Origin of the sequence: Sphingomonas glacialis (assembly GCF_006439055.1) — a bacterium.
Taxonomy (GTDB): domain Bacteria; phylum Pseudomonadota; class Alphaproteobacteria; order Sphingomonadales; family Sphingomonadaceae; genus Sphingomonas; species Sphingomonas glacialis_A.
In genome coordinates this window covers 193,250-214,259 of record NZ_RCZC01000005.1, presented here as the reverse complement: position 1 = coordinate 214,259, position 21,010 = coordinate 193,250, and the positions used below count along the sequence as shown (strand labels likewise).

The following is a 21,010-nucleotide window of genomic DNA, read 5'->3' as shown; positions in this document are numbered from 1 at the left end:
ACACGCCTCACGACCCCGGCTAAACCAGGTGCCTCCGGATGATGGAAAACACAGACGGGCACAGCGGGCATCCGCTGCCGGTATGGAACGTCGCGATCAGCGCACCATGGGGAACCAACCGCTCATCAGTCGCCGTTTTTCCGCACGAAGCCGGCGACGGCCTCGTCTAGGAGTCGGAACAGGCCTGCTGTCTGGCCGTGAATCGTTCAAGGGCGATCGCGGCGTTGCCCATGTGCGCGCGCATGCAGCGCGCCGCCTCTTCACCGTCACCGCGCATGATCGCCGTCATCACCGCGCCATGTTCCGCCCGCGAAAGGCTGGGGCGCCCCTCCTCGCGCAGCTGCGTCCGGCGGAAAGCCGCCATGCGCTCGCGCAGGGCCGTCGCTTGCTCGGCAATGAAGGCATTGTGCGTGCCATCGTAGATGATCTGGTGGAAATTCCAGTTCATCCGATCATAGGCGTCGAAATCATTTGCCGCGACCATCACCTCGGATTCGTCGTGCAGCAGCGACAATCGGCTGCGTTCGAGCGGAGACATGCGGTAGGTCGCCAGCCGCACGCACATCGCCTCAATCTCCGCTGCCATTTCGAACATGTCGACGATCCGCTGGGCGGTGAAGCCGGCTACGATCGCCCCGCGGCGGGGCCGCATGGCGACAAGGCCTACCGCGGCCAGTTGGCGGATGGCTTCGCGCACGGGGGTTCGCGAAGCGCCGAACCGATCGCCGATCTGCTGTTCGTCCAAGGTCATCCCGGATGGCATCGTACCGGCCGTAATCTCATCGGCCAGCGCAACCCGGATCCGTTCCGACAGTAAGAGATTGGGAACTTCACCGATTGTGGCCATGACCAAAGTTTGCATGCAGTCCTTCCCTTGGCAAGTCATCGCGCATACACTCGCCTAGATTTCCGCTGAAATTTATGCGCCGCGACGCCGTCCGTGCTAAGGCGATGTATCATTGCGAGGGGCTTGATGGAGCAGGATCTGTTTTCGGTCTTTCGGCAGCGCGCCGATGCCGCGCCGAGTGCACCGTTTCTGCTGCTGCCCGATGGAACGGCGATTTCGTACGCCGAAGCGTGCGAGCGCAGCCTGCGGATGGCGACCCTGTTCCGCCGCCTCGGCGTCTGCTTCGGGGATCGCGTCGCGATCCAGGTCGAAAAGAGCGCGGATGCCCTGCTGACGTATCTCGCGACGGCGCGGATCGGGGCGGTCTATCTGCCGCTGAATACCGGTTACACCCCGGCTGAGCTGCGCTTCTTCCTCGCCGATGCAGAGCCCGCGCTGCTGATCCACCGGCCCGAGGACGAGGCGGCGATGGCGGCGCTGTGCGCCGATATCGGGGTGCCGCAACGGCTTACGCTGGGCGCCGACGGCGCCGGCACCTTGCTGACCGGTGCCGCTGCCGAGACGGCACCTGGCGAGGATCGGGCGGTATCCGAGAACGATCTCGCCGCGATCCTCTACACCTCGGGGACGACCGGGCGCTCGAAGGGCGCGATGCTGACCCACGCGAATCTCGCGTCCAATGCCGCGACGCTCGCCGCCGCCTGGCGCTTCACATCGCACGACCGATTGTTGCACGCCCTCCCCATCTTCCACACCCACGGTCTGTTCGTCGCGACGAACGTCACGATCATGGCTGGGAGCGCGATGATCTTCCTGCCCCGGTTCGATGTGACAGACCTGATCCGGCTGATGCCGGGCGCGACCACGCTGATGGGCGTGCCGACCTTTTACAGCCGCCTGCTGGCGGACCCTGCCTTCACGCGCGAGCGTGTTGCCGGAATGCGGCTGTTTGTTTCCGGATCGGCGCCGCTGTCCGCCGAGACGCACCAGGCCTTTTCCGCGCGGACCGGGCACGCCATCCTCGAGCGATACGGCATGACGGAAACCAACATGAATACGTCGAACCCCTATGATGGGGATCGGGTACCCGGCAGCGTCGGGTTCCCGCTGCCCGGCGTGGAGCTGCGCATCACCGACCCGGCCACCGCGACCACCTTGCCGCAGGGCGAACCGGGCATGATCGAGGTCCGCGGGCGCAACGTGTTCAAGGGCTATTGGCGGCTGCCGGAAAAGACGGCCGAGGAACTGCGCGACGATGGCTTCTTCATCACGGGCGACCTGGGGGTGGTCGACGACCGCGGCTATGTCCGGATTGTCGGTCGCGCCAAGGATCTCATCATCTGCGGCGGCTTCAATATCTATCCGGCAGAGATCGAGGCGCTGCTCGACGCCGTGCCCGGTATCGCCGAAAGTGCGGTGATCGGTATCCCACATCCCGACATGGGCGAAGGCGTGGTCGCGGTGGTGCAGTCCAGCCGCGCCGATCTGGACGAGGCTGCCGTGCTCGCGGCGCTGGAGGGGCAGGTCGCCCGGTTCAAGCAGCCGCGGCGGGTGATCTTCGTGCCCGAACTGCCGCGCAACACGATGGGCAAGGTCCAGAAAAAGCAGTTACGCGAGGCCTATGCCGATCTGTTCCAGGCGGCGGAGACAGTACAATGATGCACCTCGATCGGCGGGGTTTCCTCGCGCTCGCCACGATGACGGCATTGGCCGCTGCGGCGGAACCGCTCGGCGCGGCGGCACCCGACGGGCTGGTCGTGACCACCCGTCAAGGGCGGGTGCGCGGTCGCGCGGTCGAGGGCATCCGGGTGTTCACCGGCATCCCCTATGGCCAGGCGCAGCGCTTCGCCGCGCCGCTCGCCTTGCGCCCGTGGCGCGACGTGTACGACGCCACGCGCCCCGCCGCGGTCGCCCCGCAACTGCCGGGAATGGCGAAATTCGAGGGCGCGATGTCCGAGGATTGCTTGCAGCTCAATGTCTGGGCGCCGGCCACGCCTGGGTCGTATCCGGTGCTGGTCTACATCCACGGCGGTGGCAACGAAACCGGCTGGAGCGGCGACCAGGGGACGGCCGGCGATCGGTTCGCGGCGCATGGCGTGATTTGTGTCACGATGAACTATCGCATCGGGGCGTTCGGTTTTCTCGAGACTGGCGGCCTGCTCGGCCGCGCTTATGCCGGCAGCGCCAACAACGGCATGCGCGACGTGATCCTCGCCTTGCGCTGGGTCCGCGCCAACATCGCCGCGTTCGGCGGTGACCCGACGCGCGTGACGCTCGCGGGTGAATCGGCGGGCGGCAAGAATGTCGGCACGCTGATGGGCATGCCGGCCGCGGACGGGCTGTATGCGCGCACCGCATTGTTCAGCGGCGGCGCACAGACGGTGCATACATCGACCGAGGCGCAGGCCTTCGCCCGCCTGTTTGCGGACAAGCTCGGCGGTGCCGACCGCCTGGCGACGGCACCCGTCGCGGCCATGCTGGCCGCACAGGCGGCGGCGCGAGCGGCCTGGCCGCGCAATTTTCCGTTCCGGCCGATGGTCGACGGACGCGACCTACCCGACGTCCCGCTCGCGCGGATCCGCGCCGGACGTGCTCCGCGCGTCCCGATGCTGATCGGCAGCAATGCCGATGAGAGCCGGTTGTTCCTGCCCGCCGCCGCCGCGCAGAGCCCGTTTCGCGAGCAAAGCCTGTCGAACGAGACCCTGGCGCGGATGACCGCGCTCGATGGCGCCTATACGCGCGCCTTCCCCGACCTGTCGGTCGCCGAGCGGCACTGGCGGCTGCTCACTGCCGAGGAATATGGCATGCCCTGCCAGCGGATCGCCGAGGGGCATTCCGGATCCGGCGGCGCAGTGTATCGCTATCGCTGGACCTATCCTGCAGCGGGCGGTCCGTTCGCGGGGCGCAGCCCGCACGTCATCGACGTGCCCTTCACCTTCGATCATGTGCAGACGTCGGCCTTCGCGGGGTTTTTCGGGCTGACCGCGGCAGACCAGCCGATGGCGGACGCGGTCCACCAGGCGATGGTCCGGTTTGTGCGCGACGGGCAACCCGTTGCCGCTGGCCTGCCCGCCTGGCAGCGATATGACGCCAAGGCGCGGCAGACCATGATGCTTGCCCGCACGCCGGCCACGCTCAGTGACCCAGACCGGGTCGAGCGCCTGATCTGGACCGAGTGACCTAACCGCTCACCCGGCCCAAAACGCTGCCGGCGGCGAGCAGGGCGCGCACAGCGGGTGCGGCAGCGACCGAGCGCTGCCGCGCATAAGCATCGCGTTTCTTTTCGAGCGCGGGCAAATCATAGGCGTAATTGAGCATCCGCCCATCGTATCGCGCCATGCCGCGCGCACTGGTGTCGCCGAGCCAAGAGCACCGATCGATCCGGGCGCCCTTGCCGATATGGAAGCACGCCACCGGATCGAGCAGCGCACTGCGCGAATCGCGTTCGGTCAACATGTAGCGCGCGGCGAGCATCATCCGTCGCCGCTCGGCTGGATGATCTGCGGACCAGCTTTGATCAGGCGTGCCATCGGCAAGCGCGCGATGTTATCGATCAGCGAGGCTTCGAGCGCCGCCGCATCGTCCCCCGCGTCCATGACGGCGCACGGAAGCGGTTCGATTTCGCCGCCCTCGGCGGCGACCGCCAGCGCCGCATGATAGCGCCGCTTGCCCGCCACGATCTCGTAGCTGTCAGGGCTACCGTTGGATCACGCGCGAACGAGGATCATGCCATGACCGCCGATGCCCCCGACCGCATTCTTCCCCTCAGGTACCTATCGCCGCTCGCTGCGTCGGATGGCGCGAATCCGCGGTCATGGTCTGGCTGTGTAATCCGATGTTTTACAGCATCGAGCGAAGGTAACTGAAAATTCCCTGAGGGGCTTAGTGCACCACTGGTGACATCGGACACAACCATCGCCCCCCAACCTTCGTCTTCCTAAAGGATCACCTTCACGCCACTTTGAAGGTCCGCAGCTGAGACATTCCGGTCTTTCGAACCAGCCGCCTTGGACGGCGGCTTCGGCCAGAAGCGGTCATCCCGGATGACGCGATTTAAAACCCGTGTACGCGAAGAATTGGTGGAATAGGCACCGGCAATCTTTTTAGGGTTCGCATAGTTATGATCGGCCCCTCACTGGTGTCGCAACCGTTTGGTTTTGACCCTTGGGGCGGTCGAGTAACTCTTAGCCTTAGGAGCTATTCGGCCAAACGTTCGATGATAGGGCAATCGGGGCGATCATTTCCGTGACAGGACTGAGCAAGTTCAGTGAGTGATCGGCGCATTGCTTCCAAGGCGCGGACCTTGCGGCCCAGTTCGGCAGCGCGCGATTGGGCGAGGGCCTTTACTTCGGCGCTCGACCGCGCGCGATCCGACCAGAGTCCCAGCAGCGTGCGGATTTCCTCGATCGGGAACCCCAGGTCGCGCGCGTTGGCGATAAAGCGCAGCCGATGAATGTCGGCATCCGAGTAGTCACGGTAGCTCCCGCGCCGGGGCGGCGCGGGCACCAAACCGATTTTCTCGTAATGGCGAATCATGCGCTGCGAGACGCCGCTGGCATCCGATGCCGCCCCGATGTTCATAGCTTCACCGTGTTCAACCGCAGCGCGTTGAGGACTACGGTGAGGGACGAGAGCGCCATCGCCGCGCCAGCCAGCATCGGCGAGAGCAAAATGCCAGCCACGGGGTAGAGCACCCCGGCCGCGACGGGCACGCCGATCCCGTTGAACAAGAACGAGAAGAACAGGTTCTGGCGGATATTCCGCATCGTCGCGTGCGCGAGCTTGCGGGCACGCACGATCGCCGAGAGATCGCCGCGCGTGAGCGTTATGCCGGCGCTTTCGATCGCGACGTCTGTTCCCGTGCCCATCGCGAGGCCCACATCAGCAGCCGCCAGAGCGGGCGCATCATTGATTCCGTCGCCGGCCATCGCGACCTTGGCACCGCTCGCCTTCAGCTCACCGATGATACGCGCCTTGTCTTCCGGGCGCAGACCGGCGCGCACGTCGTCGAGTCCGCCGACAGCGCGGCCGACCGCATCGGCAGTCGTCTGATTGTCACCGGTCAGCATAATGACGCGGAGGCCCTGCTGGCGGAGTGCGGCAATTGCCTCTCCGGCGTTGGCGCGCACCGGATCGGCGACCGCGAGCAAGCCGGCAAGAGCGCCGTCGATCGCCACCAAGATTACGCCTGCACCCTCGCCACGATGACGATCGGCATCGGCATCGAGCGCCTTGGGATCAGCACCAATCCGGATCATTTGCTCGGCGTTCCCGATCACGACCGATCGGCCATTGACCTTGGCGCTGACCCCTAGACCGGTTTGCGAGGCGAAGTCCGTGACCGTGCCGAGCTGCAATTCTCGATCCTTGGCGGCAACGACGATCGCGTGCGCGAGCGGGTGTTCCGATTGCCCTTCGACGGCCGCTGCAACCGCTAGCATGTCGTTCTCCACGACGGAGCCGATCGTCTGGACGGCGATGAGCTTGGGCTTGCCTTCCGTGAGCGTGCCCGTCTTGTCGATGACCAGTGTATCGACTTTCTCTAGCCCCTGTAGCGCTTCCGCGTTCTTCACCAGAACGCCGGCCTGAGCCCCGCGACCCGTCCCGACCATGATCGACATGGGCGTAGCGAGACCCAGCGCGCAGGGGCAGGCGATGACGAGCACGGCAATGGCATTGAGCATGGCGTGGCCCATGCGCGGCTCAGGACCGACCAGCGACCAGACCACGAACGTCGCGATAGAAACCAGCACGACCAACGGCACGAACCAGCCAGACACCTGATCGGCAACAGCTTGGATCGGGGCACGGCTGCGCTGCGCGTCCGCGACCATGCGGACGATCCGCGCCAGCATCGTATCCGAGCCGACCGCGCGGGCTTCCATGACCAGGCTACCCGTGCCGTTCACCGTTCCCCCGGTGACGGCAGCCTCGACTTCCTTGAGGACAGGGGCAGGCTCGCCGGTGAGCATGGATTCATCGACCGAGGAGCGTCCCTCGACCACCACGCCGTCAACCGGGATCGCATCCCCGGGACGAACGCGTAGCCGATCACCGGCCGCCACGTCGGCAAGGCTGACTTCCTCCTCGGACCCATCCGATCGCACCCGGCGCGCCGTCTTGGGGGCAAGATCCATGAGGGCGCGGATCGCGCGCCCGGTCGCCGCTCTGGCACGCAGTTCAAGGACCTGTCCGAGCAGCACCAGCGCCACCACTACCCCGGCCGCCTCGTAATAGACCGGCACTACGCCCCCGTGCATTCTGAAGGTCGGGGGGAAAATGCCGGGCGCGACCGTCGCGGCCAGGCTGTAGAGGAAGGCGGCACCGACCCCGATCGAGATCAGCGTGAACATGTTGAGATGGCGGGTGCGAAGCGAAGTCCATCCCCGCTGGAAAAACGGCCCGCCCGCCCACAACACGATCGGCGCAGTGAGCGCGAGCTGTACCCAAGGCGATACGGCAGGACTGACGACATGGACGCCGAGCATTTCGACGACCATCGAGATCGCCAGCAGCGGCACGGCGAGCACGCCCGCCACCCACAGCCGACGCGTGAAATCGACCAGCTCGGGATTAGGCCCATCATCGAGCGACGGTTCTTCCGGTTCGAGCGCCATGCCGCAAATCGGACACGTCCCCGGTCCCTCCTGACGGATTTGCGGGTGCATGGGACACGTCCAGATAGCGCCCGGCGTCGCCGTTGGTTCAGGCTTCTGCTTGTCGCCGAGATAGGCGTCAGGGTTGGCAACGAATTTTGTCCGGCACCCGGCGCTGCAAAAGTGATAGGTTTGGTCGGCGTGCTCGGCATGATGCGCCGTTTTTGCCGGATCGACCGTCATCCCGCACACCGGGTCCGTAACGGTCGCTGCGCCTTGAGAGACTTTGCCGCCAGCGCAGCAACATCTAGCCTCAGAGTGATGCTCGTCGTTTTTGGCCGTCTCAGGAGGCCCCTCAGCCGCTCCACCCGAGCAGCTGGCCGCTGGCGCGGGAGAGACATTCGCGGCCGCAGGTTCAGCGGTACTCTGCCCGGAACAGCCGCACCCGCTGGCTTGAGGCGTATGGGAATGAGGGTCGTTCATGGCGTGAAACTCCTTCTACCCGGGGGCATGTAGGGTCTGACATCGTGTCAAGGTCAAGCCTGCCTACTCAGTCTCTGCCCGGCCGGAGCCGATTGTTGGGCCGCCCTGTTTTATCAAGCACGAGCAACAGGGCGGACTTCCGATTCATCATGTAACCAAATCGATGATCTCGCGAAGAAGACTTGGCCGATTGACAGGTTGAGAGGCGCCCCGCAGGAAGTGAATGTGAAGCGCCTGTTCCTTTTCCTGATGCTGATCGGCGTGATGGTCGGGCTGGCTGTGCAGCAGCCGGCTCAGGCGCTTGCCGCGCCTGCAGGTGCGATGGACATGGCAGCGATGGCAACCAGCGACATGGCATCCATGCCGGACTGCATGTCAGCGGCGGAGAAGAACGCAGCCCACAAGCCGTGCAAGTGCGGCTTGGCCGGCTGCATCGCCATGATGGCGTCGGGCGGACCGATGATGCTGTCCGACGCATCGATGGTTCTCCAGGCTGCGGCCCGCTCCGATCGTGACGAGCAGATCGGTATCTTCGCAGCCTTACGGGGCCGTTCGACCGCTCCGGAACCAGAACCGCCTTCAATCCTGATCTGATTTCAAGTCCGCGCGCGTGCCCGTCACGCGACCCGGCGCGCATGCGCCGGGTACGACGCGATGTGAACTCTAGGATCAGGACATGACGAAATGCGAACCCCCTTACGCCGCCGCGCGTCGCGCGCGCTGGTATGGCTCGCGCTCGCGTCGGTCAGTATGCCGGCGATTGCCGGACCGCTGACCTTCGACGCGGCACTGCAAAAAGCCGCTGCCGACGCGCCGTCCATCAAGGCGAAGTCGCTCGGCGCTGATGCTATGCGTTCCGCGCGAAGCGCCGCAGGACAGTTGCCCGATCCGAAGCTCGCGCTCGGGATCGACAGCTTTCCGATCTCAGGACCGCTCGCGTTCGCGCCGCAGCGCGATAACTTCACCTGGGCGCGCGTCGGTGTCTCGCAGGACATTCCCAATCTCGTCAAGCGTCGCGCGCAACGTGGTCGCGCCGAGGCAGACATCGGCGTCGCCGACGCAGAAACCGGCGTGGAGGCGCGCATCGTCAAGGTCCAGGCCGCGGTTGCCTGGATCAGTCTCGCTTATGCCGAGCGGCGCCTTACGGCGCTCGACACGGTACTCCAACGGCTCGACCGCTTCGTCAAAGCGTCGCCAGGTGCGGTCGCGTCGGGGGCATCGCGGCCAGCACAGGTGCTCGCCGGGCGCGAAGCCGTTGCGAAATTACAGGACCGTCGCGACGAGCTAGTGTCGATGGTCGGCCGCGCACGTGCCGACCTCACGCGCTGGACGGGCGAAGCCGACCCCGACATCGCAGGTCCGATCCCGGACTTCACGGTAGAGCCTGCGCGCCTGCGCGCGTCGCTTCGCGAGCATCCGACGCTGGTGTTGGCCGGTGCCACGATCGGTCGCGCGGATGCCGACCTCCGCATCGCCGAGGCCGAACGGCGTTCCGATTTCGGCGTCGATCTGTCCTACCAACGCCGCGATCCCCGGTTCGGCGATTACGTGTCTGCCGGGGTTACGATCGGCCTGCCGTTGTTCAAAAAGCGGCGTCAGGAACCGTTGATCGCGGCCCGCGCTGCCGATGCCAACAGTGCACGCGCCGGCGCAGATGCCAGTTTGCGCGAACTGACCGCCGATCTCGAAGCAGGTCTTGCCGATCACGCGATGCACCACGCGCAATGGTCGCGCGCTCGGGACGTGCTGGAGCCGCTCGCCGAGCAGCGGGTGACGCTCGAGACCGGCAGTTACAGCGCCGGGCGCGCCACGCTCACCGACATCGCCGACGCGCATGCCGCGCTTGCCGACGCGGTCCTCACCACGCTCGATCGCAGAGCGACTGTCGCCGCGGATGGCGCGCGGCTCATTCTCCTGTTCGGGAGCGCGGACCAATGACCACGTCACTTCAACGGTCGCAGATCGCTGCGACGCTTGCCGCTGTCGCCCTCGTCGCGGGCGCTGGAGGCTATTATCTGGCTGGAACGCGCAATGGGACACCTGCCGCCGGGACGCCGGATACTCCTCGCAAGCCGCTCTATTATTACGACCCGATGGTGCCGCAGGAGCATTACGACAATCCGGATACCCTGTCGTCGATGGGTATGAAGACGGTCCCCAAATATGCCGACACGAATAGGGGCCCGACGGCAAAGCCAGGTGTCACGGTCGACCCTTCGGCGATGCAGAATCTCGGCATCCGGTTTGCGACCGCGACGACCGGCACGTTGGCCGGCACGCTCGATGTGACCGGCGCGATCGACTTCAACCAGCGCGACATCGCAATCGTGCAGGCACGTGCCGCAGGCTTTATCCAGCGGGTCTATGGCCACGCACCGGGCGACATAATCCGTGCCGGGGCGCCGATTGCCGACGTGTTTGTCCCCGAATGGGCCGGCGCGCAGGGCGAATATGAAGCGGTGTGCAAAACCGGCGACCCGTCCTTGATCGCTGCTGCACGCCAGCGTCTGCGACTGATCGGCATTCCGGGCGGCGTGGCGGGCGGGCGTGGGATGACCACCATCCGCAGCCCGATCGGGGGCGTTATTCAGACACTCGATGCCCGCGCCGGCGTCACGCTCGCACCCGGCCAGACGCTCGCGCAAGTCAACGGCCTCGGCACGGTCTGGTTGAACGCTGCGGTGCCGGAAGTGCGCGCGAGCGCTGTCCAAGTCGGGCAGACGGCGACGGCCGATCTGGCGGGGTTCCCCGGTGAGCGTTTTACCGGCCGCGTCATTGCCATCTTGCCGACGACGCAGGCGGACAGCCGAACACTGACGGTACGGATCGATCTGCGTAACCCGGGTGGTCGCCTGCGCCCCGGCATGTTCGCGACCGTCCATCTAGGCGGCACGTCCGACACCGCGCTGCTGGTGCCGACCGAAGCCGTAATCCGCACCGGCAAGCGCACGCTCGTCATGCTCGCCGACGTCAAGGGTCATTTCCGACCGGCCGAGGTCCGTATCGGGCGCGAGGCGAGCGGTCAGACCGAAATCCTCGCAGGACTGGCGGCAGGGGAGAAGGTCGTCGCATCGGGCCAGTTCCTGCTCGACAGCGAGGCGAGCCTGACCGGCATCGCCGCGCGCCCGATCACGGGGGACACGAAGTGATCGCGCGGATCATCGAGGCGTCCGTCAAGGCGCGCGTCCTCGTCCTGCTCGCAGCCCTCGCGCTGATCGTCGTCGGGGTGGGCGCGTTGCGCTCGACCGCGGTCGATGCGCTGCCCGACCTGTCCGACGTTCAGGTCATCATCCGCACCACCTATCCGGGCCAGGCTCCGCAGATTGTCGAGAACCAGGTCACGTATCCGCTCGCGACGACGATGCTGTCCGTGCCGGGCGCGCGCGTGGTGCGCGGCTATTCGTTCGTCGGTGACAGCTTCGTCTATGTCCTGTTCGACGACGCGACCGATCTCTATTGGGCGCGCAGCCGGGTCCTCGAATATCTGAGCCAGGTGCAAAGCCGCCTGCCCGAGGGTGCAAAGGCATCGCTCGGCCCGGATGCTACCGGGGTGGGCTGGGTCTATGAATATGCGCTGGTCGACCGAACCGGGCGTCATGACCTCGCACAGCTCCGCAGCATCCAAGACTGGTTCCTGCGCTACGAATTGAAGACCGTGCCGGGGGTCGCCGAGGTCGCGAGCATCGGCGGCATGGTGAAAGAGTATCAGGTCGTCCTCGATCCGCAGAAATTGGCCGCTTACGGCATCACCCACGAGGCGGTGACCGAGGCACTGAAGCGCGGCAATCAGGAGAGCGGCGGATCGGTCCTCGAGATGGCCGAGGCCGAATATATCGTCCGCGCGACCGGCTATCTGAAGACACTCGACGATTTCCGCAGCGTGCCGCTCAAGACGGTTGGCGGCGTGCCCGTGACACTCGGCGACGTCGCCACGGTTCAGATCGGTCCGGAAATGCGGCGCGGGTTGGCAGAGCTCAATGGCGAGGGTGAGGTTGCAGGCGGCGTCATCGTGATGCGCCAAGGCAAGAACGCGCGCGAGGTGATCGACGGGGTACGCACTAGGCTCGAGGAATTGAAGAAGAGCCTGCCACCCGGCGTGGAGGTCGTCACCACCTATGACCGCTCGGGCCTGATCGATCGGGCGGTCGACAATTTGCGCAGTAAGCTGATTGAGGAGTTCATCGTCGTGGCGCTCGTCTGCGCGCTGTTCCTCTGGCACGTTCGATCGGCGCTGGTCGCCATTCTCACGCTCCCGCTCGGTATCCTCATCGCCTTCATTGCGATGCGCGTCCAGGGACTGAACGCCAATATCCTCTCGCTGGGCGGCATCGCCATCGCCATCGGCGCAATGGTTGATGCGGCCGTCGTCATGATCGAAAACGCGCACAAGCATCTCGAACATTGGGCGCACGATCATCCGGACGAGACGTTGGCGGGTGCCGAGCGCTGGCGCGTGATCACCGCCGCAGCGGTCGAGGTCGGCCCGGCGCTGTTCCTCAGCCTTCTCATCATCACCTTCTCGTTCGTGCCAATCTTCTCGCTCCAGGGCCAGGAGGGGCGGCTCTTCGCGCCCCTCGCCTTCACCAAAACCTATGCGATGGCAGGTGCAGCAATCCTGTCGATCACGCTGATCCCGGTGCTGATGGGGTTGCTGATCCGCGGCCGCATCCCGTCCGAGAATGCCAATCCGATCAATCGCGTCCTCACCCGCATCTACCGTCCCGCGCTCGACTGGGTACTGGCGCGGCCGAAGCAGGCGCTGGTCATTGCCGGCCTCGTGTTTGCGACCAGCCTCTGGCCGATCAGTCAGCTTGGCGGCGAGTTCATCCCGCAGATGAACGAGGGCGACCTGCTTTATATGCCTTCCGCGCTGCCCGGCATCTCGACCGGCAAGGCCGGCCAGCTTCTCCAGCTCACCGACCGGCTGATCAAGACCGTACCCGAAGTGGAAAGTGTGTTCGGCAAGGCCGGTCGCGCCGATACCGCGACCGACCCTGCCCCGCTCGAAATGTTCGAGACGACGATCCGCTTCAAGCCCAAGGATCAGTGGCGCGCGGGCATGACGCAGGAAAAATTGATCGATCAGCTCGACAAGGCGGTGAAGGTGCCGGGCCTCGCCAATTTCTGGATTCCGCCGATCCGTAACCGGATCGAGATGCTGTCGACCGGCATCAAGAGTCCGATCGGGATCAAGGTGGCAGGGGCGAACCTCGCCGAGATCGACGCGGCCGCGCGCGATATCGAACAGGTCGCGAAGACCGTGCCTGGGGTGGGGTCTGCGCTCGCCGAACGGCTCACCGGCGGGCGGTATATCGATGTCGATATCAACCGGGCCGCTGCGGCACGCTATGGTCTCAACGTCGCCGACGTGCAGTCGATCGTGTCGGGCGCGATCGGCGGCGAGACGATCGGCCAGACCGTCGAAGGGCTCGCGCGTTATCCGATCAGCGTGCGTTATCCGCGCGAGCTGCGCGATAGCATCGAGGGCTTGCGCAACCTGGCCGTGCTGACGCCGGCAGGGCAGCAGATCACGCTCGGCACCGTCGCCGACGTTCGCATCACCGATGGACCGCCGATGCTACGCAGCGAGAACGGCCGACCGGTGACCTGGATCTACATCGACGGGCGCGGCGCGCCGCTCACCACCATCGTTCGTGATCTGCAGAACGCGATCGCCGCCAAGGTGAAACTGCCGCCCGGCGTCAGCGTCACCTATACTGGCCAGTTCGAGTATCTGCAGCGCGCGGTCGAGCGATTGAAGATCGTCGTTCCGGCGACTTTGGTCATCATCTTCCTGCTGCTCTACGCGACCTTTCGCCGACTCGATGAAGCCGCGCTGGTGATGGGCACGCTCCCGTTCGCGCTCACCGGCGGTCTATGGCTGCTTTATCTGCTCGGCTACAACCAATCGGTCGCGACCGGTGTCGGGTTCATCGCGCTCGCCGGTGTCTCAGCGGAGTTCGGCGTGGTGATGCTGATCTACCTCAAGCACGCGCTGGATGCCCGCGGTCCCACACCGGACGATGCCGAGGTCGAGGCTGCGGTGCGCGAAGGCGCCCTCCTTCGCGTCCGGCCCAAGGCGATGACGGTCGCGGTGATCCTGGCCGGTCTGTTTCCGATCCTGATCGGTACAGGCACCGGCTCCGAAGTGATGAGCCGGATCGCGGCTCCCATGATCGGGGGCATGCTAACCGCACCCTTGCTCTCGATGCTGGTACTGCCGGCAGCGTTCCTGCTGCTGCGGCGCTCCCGGCGATCGTCTCACCCTTCGACCCCAGTCTCACCGCTGCAAAGGAATACGCTATGAAGAAGACCCTGTTGGCATTCGCCGTCCTCGCGGGCCTCACAACGACCACAACATCGGCGCAGTCGAGCGCTTCCATGCAGGTCATGCCGATGAAGGGGGCCGTGAAGGTCGGTCGTGGCAGTGGCGTCGTGACCGCGCTCGATCCCAAGGCCGCCAAGGTGACGATCCAGCATGGGCCGATCGCGGCACTGGGCTGGCCTGCGATGACGATGGCGTTCACGGCAATCCCACCGGCACTGCTCAAGACCGTGAAAGTCGGACAGCGGGTCGACTTTGCCATGAGGATGCGCGGTTCCGTGGCGGAGGTCACAGCTATCCGACCGCGTTGAGCCGGTGTCAAATAATCGAGGGCCTGGGCCAAGGCGCCGCCGGACAGGTCATGAATTTCGGGCGGCTGCTCTTGTCCGATCCTGACGTTCGCTACGACGCCATTGAACGTCGTGGTTTGGTCGACACCCGCCGGTCCATTCAGGTCCGCTGAACGAAAGCGTCATTACCGTCCGTTCGTCCTGCCTGTCGCCTAACGGCCAAATACTGCTGTTGGAAAATTCGAATCCGGCAAAGGGCGGACCGGTGAGCCCTGATGCTCGGGGAATTCGACGCCTGCTCCATCGCCTGCCAGGGGCGAGGGTTCCGCGGATGCCCCGTCGATTCGGGATGGGAGCGCTTCACCGGACAAGATTAGATTACCGCCAACGCCGGTCTTGGCAAAAAGGAACGCCCAGCCTTGGTGCGGACCAAGTGTGGACCAACGCCTCGTTACCTATTTCGTGGTATGGCGACTTACGCGGTAAGTCGCTGTTTCTTTTAAGAAACCTGGAGCGGGCGAAGGGATTCGAACCCTCGACCCCAACCTTGGCAAGGTTGTGCTCTACCCCTGAGCTACGCCCGCTCTGGCGTTTACGGTCCAATCAGTCGTTGACTGGGCGGGTAAGGTGGCGGGCTCTAACAGCGACTTTCATACTCGGCAACCCCCTTATCGCGATCGCGTGCAGATCGTTGAGAAAAGGGTTGGCTTCGCAGGCGGAGCGCCCACATAAGACGCACAGCACATAAGATTGGAGCGACACTTGGCCACCCTGGGAATGAGCGCCGCCGAACGCGAGGCCGTAGAGAGCTTCCGCCGCGACGTCGTCGAGCCGTCGATGACCAAGCTGGTCGTGATCGATTTCTGGGCGGAATGGTGCGGGCCGTGCAAGGCGCTGACGCCGCTGCTCGAGAAGGTCGCGGCGGCGTATGCCGACAAGGGCGTCGTTCTCGCCAAGATCGATACCGACGCGAATCAGTTCATCGCCGCGCAATTCCAGATCAAGTCGATCCCGACGGTCTATGCGATGTTCCAGGGGCAGCTCGTCGCCGACCTGACGCCCGCGCGCACCGAGACGCAGTTGCGCACGATGCTCGACCAGCTGCTCAAGCAATTGCCGCTCGAAAGCGAGGCGGCGAGCCTCGAGGCCGAGCTCGAGCCGCTGATCGCGATGGGCGAGCAGCTGCTGGTCGAAGGCGATGCCGAGCGCGCGCTGAGCGTGTTCGCGCAGCTGAGCGAAATGGCGCCTGAGCATCCTACGGTGCTGTCGGGCATGGTGCGCGCGCTGGTCGCTGCGGGGCGGACCGACGAGGCCGAGGCGGCGATCGCTGCGCTCCCCGAAGAGATCGCCAAGCTGCCCGAGATCGAGCGCGCGCGCACCGCTCTGGCGCTGGCGCGCGAAGTGCAGCCGGTCGATGATCTGGCGGGCCTCGCTGCCGAGGTCGCCGCGAACCCGGAGAATTACGAGAAGCGCTTCGAGCTCGCCGGTGGTCAGATGGCGGCGGGCGACCGCGATGCCGCAGCCGACACGCTGCTCGCGATGATCGCCGCCGACCGGACATGGAACGAGGGCGCGGCGCGCGCGCAATTGCTCAAGATCTTCGAGGTCGTCGGGCTCGAGGACCCGTGGGTCTCGGCGCAGCGGCGCAAGCTCTCGGCGATCCTGTTCGGATGACGATCACGCGGCTCTCGATCTTCCCGCTGCCGGGGGCGTTGCTGTTTCCGGGCATGCATCTGCCACTGCACATCTTCGAGCCGCGCTATCGCGCGATGATCTCGGACGCGATGGCGCGCGATCGGCGAATCGGCATGGTCCAGCCACGGCCCAACGTGCCCGCGCGGCCCGACCGGCCGCCGCTGTTCGAAATCGGCTGCGTCGGCAAAATCTCGGAGTTCGAGGCGAGTGAGGACGGGCGCTACAATCTGATCCTCGAAGGGCTGTCGCTGTTTCGAATCGTGCGCGAGCTTGATGTTACCACGGCCTTCCGCCAGGTCGAGGCCGAGCTGATCCCGGGGCCGAGCGAGCCCGAGATCCTGTCGCTGTCGCGCCGCTCGGCGCTCGAGAGCGAATCGCGCGCCTTTGCCGATGCGCAGGGCTATGCGGTCGATTGGGACGCGGTGACGCGGCTCGACGACGAGGCTTTGGTCAACGGCATCGCGCAGATCGCGCCGTTCGACGTGGCAGCGAAGCAGGGGCTGCTCGAGGCGGGGCGAATCGAGGATCGCGCCGAGCTGATCATCCAGCTGATGCAGTTCTTCGGTCGGCATGACGGCGAGGATTCGGTCACGCTGCAATGAAGGACGCCGCGAAACGCAAGGGCCGCGTCGGCGGGGCTGCGATGATGCTCGGCATGTTCTTCGCGACGCTGTTCGACCCGAAGAAGGGGGCGGCGGTGGTGCATATCGATACGCAGCGGCGAATCGGCGGCGAGAGCGATCGGATCGCGGCGACGGCTAGTGCGCCGCCCGCTGATTCGCGGCAGGTGCGCGACTGAGCGGGCGCGTCTCGCGGTTCGTCGGTGGATTGGTTCGCGCAGAGGCGCGGAGGACGCAGAGCGGTTGCGCCCCGGTTCCGGGTCGGCACCCCTATCGCACTTTCTGAATCGCTTCCACGGCAAAGGCAGGGCCCAAAAGTAGCATGCTTCCTGGTCGCACGGTGAGCGCGACCAGCCTGGCCATATCGACTGGGCCCTGGCCTTCGCTGGGGAAGCGCTATTCGAGTCGGGCGCGCACCCTGGCAACACGCCACTCTGCGTCCTCCGCGCCTCTGCGCGAACCCGATCGACGCCGTAACGCGCGTTGCCGCCTAAACCGTCATCCCCTGGAGCAGCTTCGGCACATCCCCGCTCTCGCCGCGCGCCTCGGCGATGAAGCGGCGCTTGAGCGGCGGCACGCGCTGCACCGCCGATAGCCCCATCCGCCGCACGGCATTGGCGGTCTTGCCGGGAATGCCGAACAGCCGCGTCAGGCCATCGGTCGCCGCCGCCACCATGAAGGTGTCGAGGCTGCGCCAGCGGTCGTAGCGCGCGAGCAGCTGCGGGTCGCCGAGGTCGAGCCCCGTGCGCTTGCCCTCGACCAGCACCTCGACCAGCGTCGCTACGTCGCGGAAGCCAACGTTGACGCCCTGGCCTGCGATCGGATGGATCCCGTGCGCGGCGTCGCCGACCAGCGCGAGCCGGTCCGATACGATCCGTGCGGCATGGTGGAAGCCGAGCGGATAGCTCATGCGATTGCCGAGCGGCCCAAGCTTGCCAAGAAACCCGCCGATCCGCTTGTCCGCCTCGGCGAGCCAGCCGCGATCGGACAGCTTCATCATCCCGGGCGCCTGATCATGCGTCACCGACCAGACGATGCACGATCGATGCCCCTGCTCGTCGTCGTTGAGCGGCAGGATCGCGAAGGGGCCGTCGGGATAGAAGATCTCGAACGCGATGTTCTCGTGGCTATGTTCATGGTGCAGCGAGGTGACGATCGCGGCATTGTCATAGGTCCAGCGTGCGACGCGCAGGCCTGCGGCTTCGCGCGTCGGCGAATTGCGGCCCTCGGCGGCGATCAGCAGCGGCGCCTTGATGACCGCGCCCGAATCGAGCGTGACGGTGACACCGGCCGTACCGCGATCGACCGACACCGCGCGCGTCTGCATCCGCACGTCGACATTGGGGGCGGCCGACGCCGCTTCGAACAAGGCCGCGCGCAGCCGCCGATTCTCGATCATGTGGCCGAGCGCGCCATCGCCCGGCTCGGGTTCGAAATCGAGCGCGCCGGGCTCGAGCCCGTCGCTGACGCGGATTCCCTGGATCGGGCACGCGACGGGCGCGAGCCGGTCGGCGACGCCGATCGCCTGCAGCATCCGCCACGGCGCGCCGGCGATCGCCGAGGCGCGCCCGTCGAAACCTGCCGCGAGAATCACTGCGGGATCGGCAATGTCGATGACGATCGCGCTGAGCCCATGCGTGTCGAGCGCCACGGCGAGCGCGCTGCCGACGAGTCCGCCGCCGAGGATGATGACGTCTGCTGTGTCCATACTCGCTGCTGTAGCGCCTCGTCCGGGCGCTCGCCAGCCCGCAAAGTCTTGACGCCGGAGCCGCCGCGCGCGATGAATCCGCAGCACAGACAGCGAACATCGGGACAAGAGATCATGGCGAGCCGCGCGCAGCCACCCTTATGGCGTGAGACCGTCAAGGCCGGCGCCGTGCGCAGCGGCGCATTGCTTGCCGCGATCACGCTCGTCGCGTTGGTCGTTCTGCTCGTCGTCGCGGTGGCGAGCTATCATGCGAGCGACCCGTCGCTCAACACCGCCTCGGGCGCCGCCGCGCGCAACTGGCTCGGCAAACCCGGTGCGCTCGTCGCCGATGGCACCTTCTGGCTGCTGGGGCCGGGCTTCGTGCTGGTGTTGCCGACGGTCCTGCTGATCGCGCTGCGGCTGTGGCGCGCAGTGCCGGTCGGGCGTTGGCGGCTGATGTTCGGCGCGTCGCTGGGCGGGGTCGCGTTGATCGGCACCGCGTTCGCGATGATCTGGGGCGCTGCGGTACAAGCCTTGCCGGCGGGCTATGGCGGCGTGGTCGGGCTCGGCCTCGCCGACGTGCTGCGCGCGCTGATCGGCCTGCTTCCCAATGCGAACGCCGTGCTGTGGACGACGCGCGGGATCGCGGCGGTGCTCGGCTTGGCCGGGCTCGCGCTCTGGGCCTACAGCTTCACGATCGACGTCAGCGAGCGCGCGCCGCGCATCGCGCGCGAACCCAAGCGGTTGACCGACCAGCGCCGCGACCGCGACGACGAGGCGGACGACGACGGCTTCGCGCCCGAGCCGACCCCGCGCAAGCTGTCGATGCCGCGTGCGCTCGCCAGCCCCGACGTTCGCCCCGGCCCGGTGATCGCCGATCGCGCGATGACGCCGGTGACGCTCGCCAAGCCGCGCGCGAAACAGACCTCGATGGATTTCGGCGACAAGTCGACTTTGCCCTCGCTCGACCTGCTTAACCCTGCGCCGCCAGCGGTCGGCGGCCCGGTCGACAAGGTCGCGCTCGATCGCAATGCGCGCCTGCTCGAGACGGTGCTCAGCGACTTCCACGTCAAGGGATCGATCATCAACGTGCGGCCGGGTCCGGTCGTGACGATGTACGAGCTCGAGCCAGCGCCCGGCATCAAGGCGAGCCGCGTGATCCAGCTCGCCGACGATATCGCGCGCAACATGTCGGCGGTGTCGGCGCGCGTCGCGACGATCCCGGGGCGCACCGTGATCGGTATCGAGCTGCCCAACGCCAAGCGCGAGACGGTCGGCTTGCGCGAACTGATCGATTCGCTCGACGACCAGCCGGGGTCGCTGTCGCTCGTGCTCGGCAAGAATATCGCGGGCGATCCGGTGATCGCCGATCTCGCGCCGATGCCGCATCTGCTCGTCGCGGGCACCACCGGCTCGGGCAAGTCGGTCGGGCTCAACTGCATGATCCTGTCGCTGCTCTACCGGCTCAAGCCCGAAGAGTGCCGGATGATCATGATCGATCCCAAGATGCTCGAACTGAGCATGTACGAGGACATCCCGCATCTTTACGCGCCGGTCGTGACCGATCCGTCCAAGGCGGTGCGCGCGCTGAAATGGACCGTCGAGCAGATGGAGGATCGCTATCGCCAGATGTCCTCGCTCGGCGTGCGCTCGCTCGCCAGCTTCAATGACAAGGTGCGCGCGGCCAAGGCCAAGGGCCAGCCGCTCGGGCGCAAGGTGCAGACCGGCTACGAACCCGGCACCGGCGCGCCGATCTACGAGGAAGAGACGCTCGACTATCAGGTGCTGCCGCAGATCGTCGTGATCATCGACGAGCTCGCCGATCTGATGATGACCGCGGGCAAGGAAGTCGAATTTCTCATCCAGCGGCTCGCGCAGAAGGCGCGTGCGGCGGGCATCCATCTGATCATGGCGACGCAGCGCCCGTCGGTCGACGTCATCACCGGCGTGATCAAGGCGAATTTGCCGACGCGAATCAGCTTCCACGTCACCTCGAAGATCGATTCGCGCACGATTCTCGGCGAGCAGGGCGCCGAGCAGCTGCTCGGCAAGGGCGACATGCTCTACATGCCCGGCGGCAAGGGCATCGTGCGCGTCCACGGTCCGTTCGTCTCGGACGACGAGGTTCGCGCCGTCACCGATCACTGGCGCGCGCAAGGCCAGCCCGATTACAATCAGGCGATCACCGAGGAGCCCGAGGACGGCTTCGCGATGGACGGCGCGCCGACCGGCGAGGATACCGCCGAGGACCAGCAATATCGCACCGCGATCCAGCTCGTCGTCGAAAGCCAGAAGGCCTCGACCTCTTGGCTCCAGCGCCAGCTGCGCGTCGGATACAACAGCGCGGCGCGGCTGATCGAGCGGATGGAGAAGGACGGCATCGTCGGGCGCCCCGACCATGTCGGGCGCCGCGAGGTGTTGCGCGACCGCGACGGGAACCCGGTCTAGCGCTTTCCGGTTCAGAGCG

16 protein-coding genes, 1 tRNA gene and 2 pseudogenes are annotated in these 21,010 nt (G+C 66.1%); 11 read left to right on the top strand and 8 right to left on the bottom strand.

Going from position 1 to position 21,010, the window contains the following annotated elements:
- Positions 1–19: 19 nt before the first annotated feature.
- Both EAH76_RS24575 and EAH76_RS17230 read right to left on the bottom strand, forming a co-directional pair.
- Positions 20–142, bottom strand: a pseudogene (locus EAH76_RS24575) (malonate transporter subunit MadM); the annotation flags it as partial.
- Positions 143–166: 24 nt separating this feature from the next.
- Positions 167–862 (bottom strand): GntR family transcriptional regulator, encoded by a 696-nt coding sequence (locus EAH76_RS17230; protein ID WP_194151028.1) that lies wholly within the window; start codon positions 860–862, stop codon positions 167–169.
- A gap of 111 nt (positions 863–973) precedes the next feature.
- On the opposite strand from EAH76_RS17230, the gene EAH76_RS17225 reads away from it, so the two are divergent.
- Together EAH76_RS17225 and EAH76_RS17220 are read left to right on the top strand one after the other, a co-directional pair.
- Complete coding sequence (locus EAH76_RS17225) at positions 974–2,506, top strand: malonate--CoA ligase (RefSeq protein ID WP_140851502.1); 1,533 nt, start codon at positions 974–976, stop codon at positions 2,504–2,506.
- The gene (locus EAH76_RS17220) at positions 2,503–4,026 is read left to right on the top strand and encodes a carboxylesterase/lipase family protein (protein WP_140851501.1); all 1,524 of its coding nucleotides are present in this window, start codon (positions 2,503–2,505) and stop codon (positions 4,024–4,026) included. The genes EAH76_RS17225 and EAH76_RS17220 overlap by 4 nt, the downstream gene beginning before the upstream one ends.
- A 1-nt stretch (position 4,027) precedes the next feature.
- Here EAH76_RS17220 and EAH76_RS17215 read toward each other — a convergent pair whose 3' ends face one another.
- The 4 genes and pseudogenes from EAH76_RS17215 to EAH76_RS17200 all read right to left on the bottom strand — a co-directional run bounded on the left by EAH76_RS17215 (position 4,028) and on the right by EAH76_RS17200 (position 7,695).
- Complete coding sequence (locus tag EAH76_RS17215; protein ID WP_140851500.1) at positions 4,028–4,324, bottom strand: malonyl-CoA decarboxylase domain-containing protein; 297 nt, start codon at positions 4,322–4,324, stop codon at positions 4,028–4,030.
- Between the two features lie 56 nt (positions 4,325–4,380).
- A pseudogene (locus tag EAH76_RS17210) lies at positions 4,381–4,551 on the bottom strand (ParB N-terminal domain-containing protein); the annotation flags it as partial.
- Positions 4,552–5,044: 493 nt separating this feature from the next.
- Entirely contained in the window at positions 5,045–5,428 is a 384-nt protein-coding gene (cueR, locus tag EAH76_RS17205; RefSeq protein ID WP_140851499.1) for a Cu(I)-responsive transcriptional regulator, read from the bottom strand.
- On the bottom strand, positions 5,425–7,695 hold the full coding sequence (locus tag EAH76_RS17200; RefSeq protein WP_140851498.1) for a heavy metal translocating P-type ATPase: 2,271 nt from the start codon (positions 7,693–7,695) through the stop codon (positions 5,425–5,427). The genes cueR and EAH76_RS17200 overlap by 4 nt, the downstream gene beginning before the upstream one ends.
- A gap of 456 nt (positions 7,696–8,151) precedes the next feature.
- On the opposite strand from EAH76_RS17200, the gene EAH76_RS17195 reads away from it, so the two are divergent.
- From EAH76_RS17195 to EAH76_RS17175, 5 genes are all read left to right on the top strand, one after another.
- Entirely contained in the window at positions 8,152–8,520 is a 369-nt protein-coding gene (locus tag EAH76_RS17195; RefSeq protein ID WP_010188990.1) for a hypothetical protein, read from the top strand.
- Positions 8,521–8,610: 90 nt separating this feature from the next.
- Positions 8,611–9,864, top strand: coding sequence for a TolC family protein (locus EAH76_RS17190; RefSeq protein ID WP_140851497.1), 1,254 nt, complete (start codon positions 8,611–8,613; stop codon positions 9,862–9,864).
- The gene (locus EAH76_RS17185; RefSeq protein ID WP_140851496.1) at positions 9,861–11,075 is read left to right on the top strand and encodes an efflux RND transporter periplasmic adaptor subunit; all 1,215 of its coding nucleotides are present in this window, start codon (positions 9,861–9,863) and stop codon (positions 11,073–11,075) included. Before EAH76_RS17190 ends, EAH76_RS17185 begins: the two co-directional genes overlap by 4 nt.
- On the top strand, positions 11,072–14,233 hold the full coding sequence (locus EAH76_RS17180) for an efflux RND transporter permease subunit (protein WP_140851495.1): 3,162 nt from the start codon (positions 11,072–11,074) through the stop codon (positions 14,231–14,233). Before EAH76_RS17185 ends, EAH76_RS17180 begins: the two co-directional genes overlap by 4 nt.
- Positions 14,230–14,562 (top strand): copper-binding protein, encoded by a 333-nt coding sequence (locus EAH76_RS17175; RefSeq protein ID WP_140851494.1) that lies wholly within the window; start codon positions 14,230–14,232, stop codon positions 14,560–14,562. The genes EAH76_RS17180 and EAH76_RS17175 overlap by 4 nt, the downstream gene beginning before the upstream one ends.
- A 488-nt stretch (positions 14,563–15,050) precedes the next feature.
- Here EAH76_RS17175 and EAH76_RS17170 read toward each other — a convergent pair.
- Positions 15,051–15,125: transfer RNA gene (locus EAH76_RS17170), tRNA-Gly, on the bottom strand.
- Positions 15,126–15,318: 193 nt separating this feature from the next.
- Between EAH76_RS17170 and EAH76_RS17165 the strand changes: the two genes are divergently transcribed.
- Genes EAH76_RS17165 through EAH76_RS17155 form a run of 3 tightly spaced genes read left to right on the top strand, consistent with a single transcriptional unit; the run spans position 15,319 to position 17,035 of the window.
- Positions 15,319–16,215: a tetratricopeptide repeat protein gene (locus tag EAH76_RS17165; RefSeq protein ID WP_140851541.1), complete on the top strand. Its 897-nt coding sequence runs from the start codon at positions 15,319–15,321 to the stop codon at positions 16,213–16,215.
- Entirely contained in the window at positions 16,212–16,838 is a 627-nt protein-coding gene (locus EAH76_RS17160; RefSeq protein WP_140851493.1) for an LON peptidase substrate-binding domain-containing protein, read from the top strand. The genes EAH76_RS17165 and EAH76_RS17160 overlap by 4 nt, the downstream gene beginning before the upstream one ends.
- Positions 16,835–17,035 carry a hypothetical protein gene (locus tag EAH76_RS17155; protein ID WP_140851492.1) on the top strand — a complete coding sequence of 67 codons (201 nt, stop codon included), beginning with the start codon at positions 16,835–16,837 and terminating at the stop codon, positions 17,033–17,035. The genes EAH76_RS17160 and EAH76_RS17155 overlap by 4 nt, the downstream gene beginning before the upstream one ends.
- Before the next feature lie 311 nt (positions 17,036–17,346).
- Here the strand turns inward: EAH76_RS17155 and EAH76_RS17150 are convergent, their stop codons facing one another.
- The gene (locus EAH76_RS17150; protein ID WP_140851491.1) at positions 17,347–18,564 is read right to left on the bottom strand and encodes a UbiH/UbiF/VisC/COQ6 family ubiquinone biosynthesis hydroxylase; all 1,218 of its coding nucleotides are present in this window, start codon (positions 18,562–18,564) and stop codon (positions 17,347–17,349) included.
- A 114-nt stretch (positions 18,565–18,678) separates the two neighbouring features.
- Here EAH76_RS17150 and EAH76_RS17145 point away from each other — a divergent pair, with 114 nt between their 5' ends.
- Entirely contained in the window at positions 18,679–20,991 is a 2,313-nt protein-coding gene (locus EAH76_RS17145; protein WP_140851490.1) for an FtsK/SpoIIIE family DNA translocase, read from the top strand.
- The last annotated feature ends 19 nt before the right edge of the window (positions 20,992–21,010 follow it).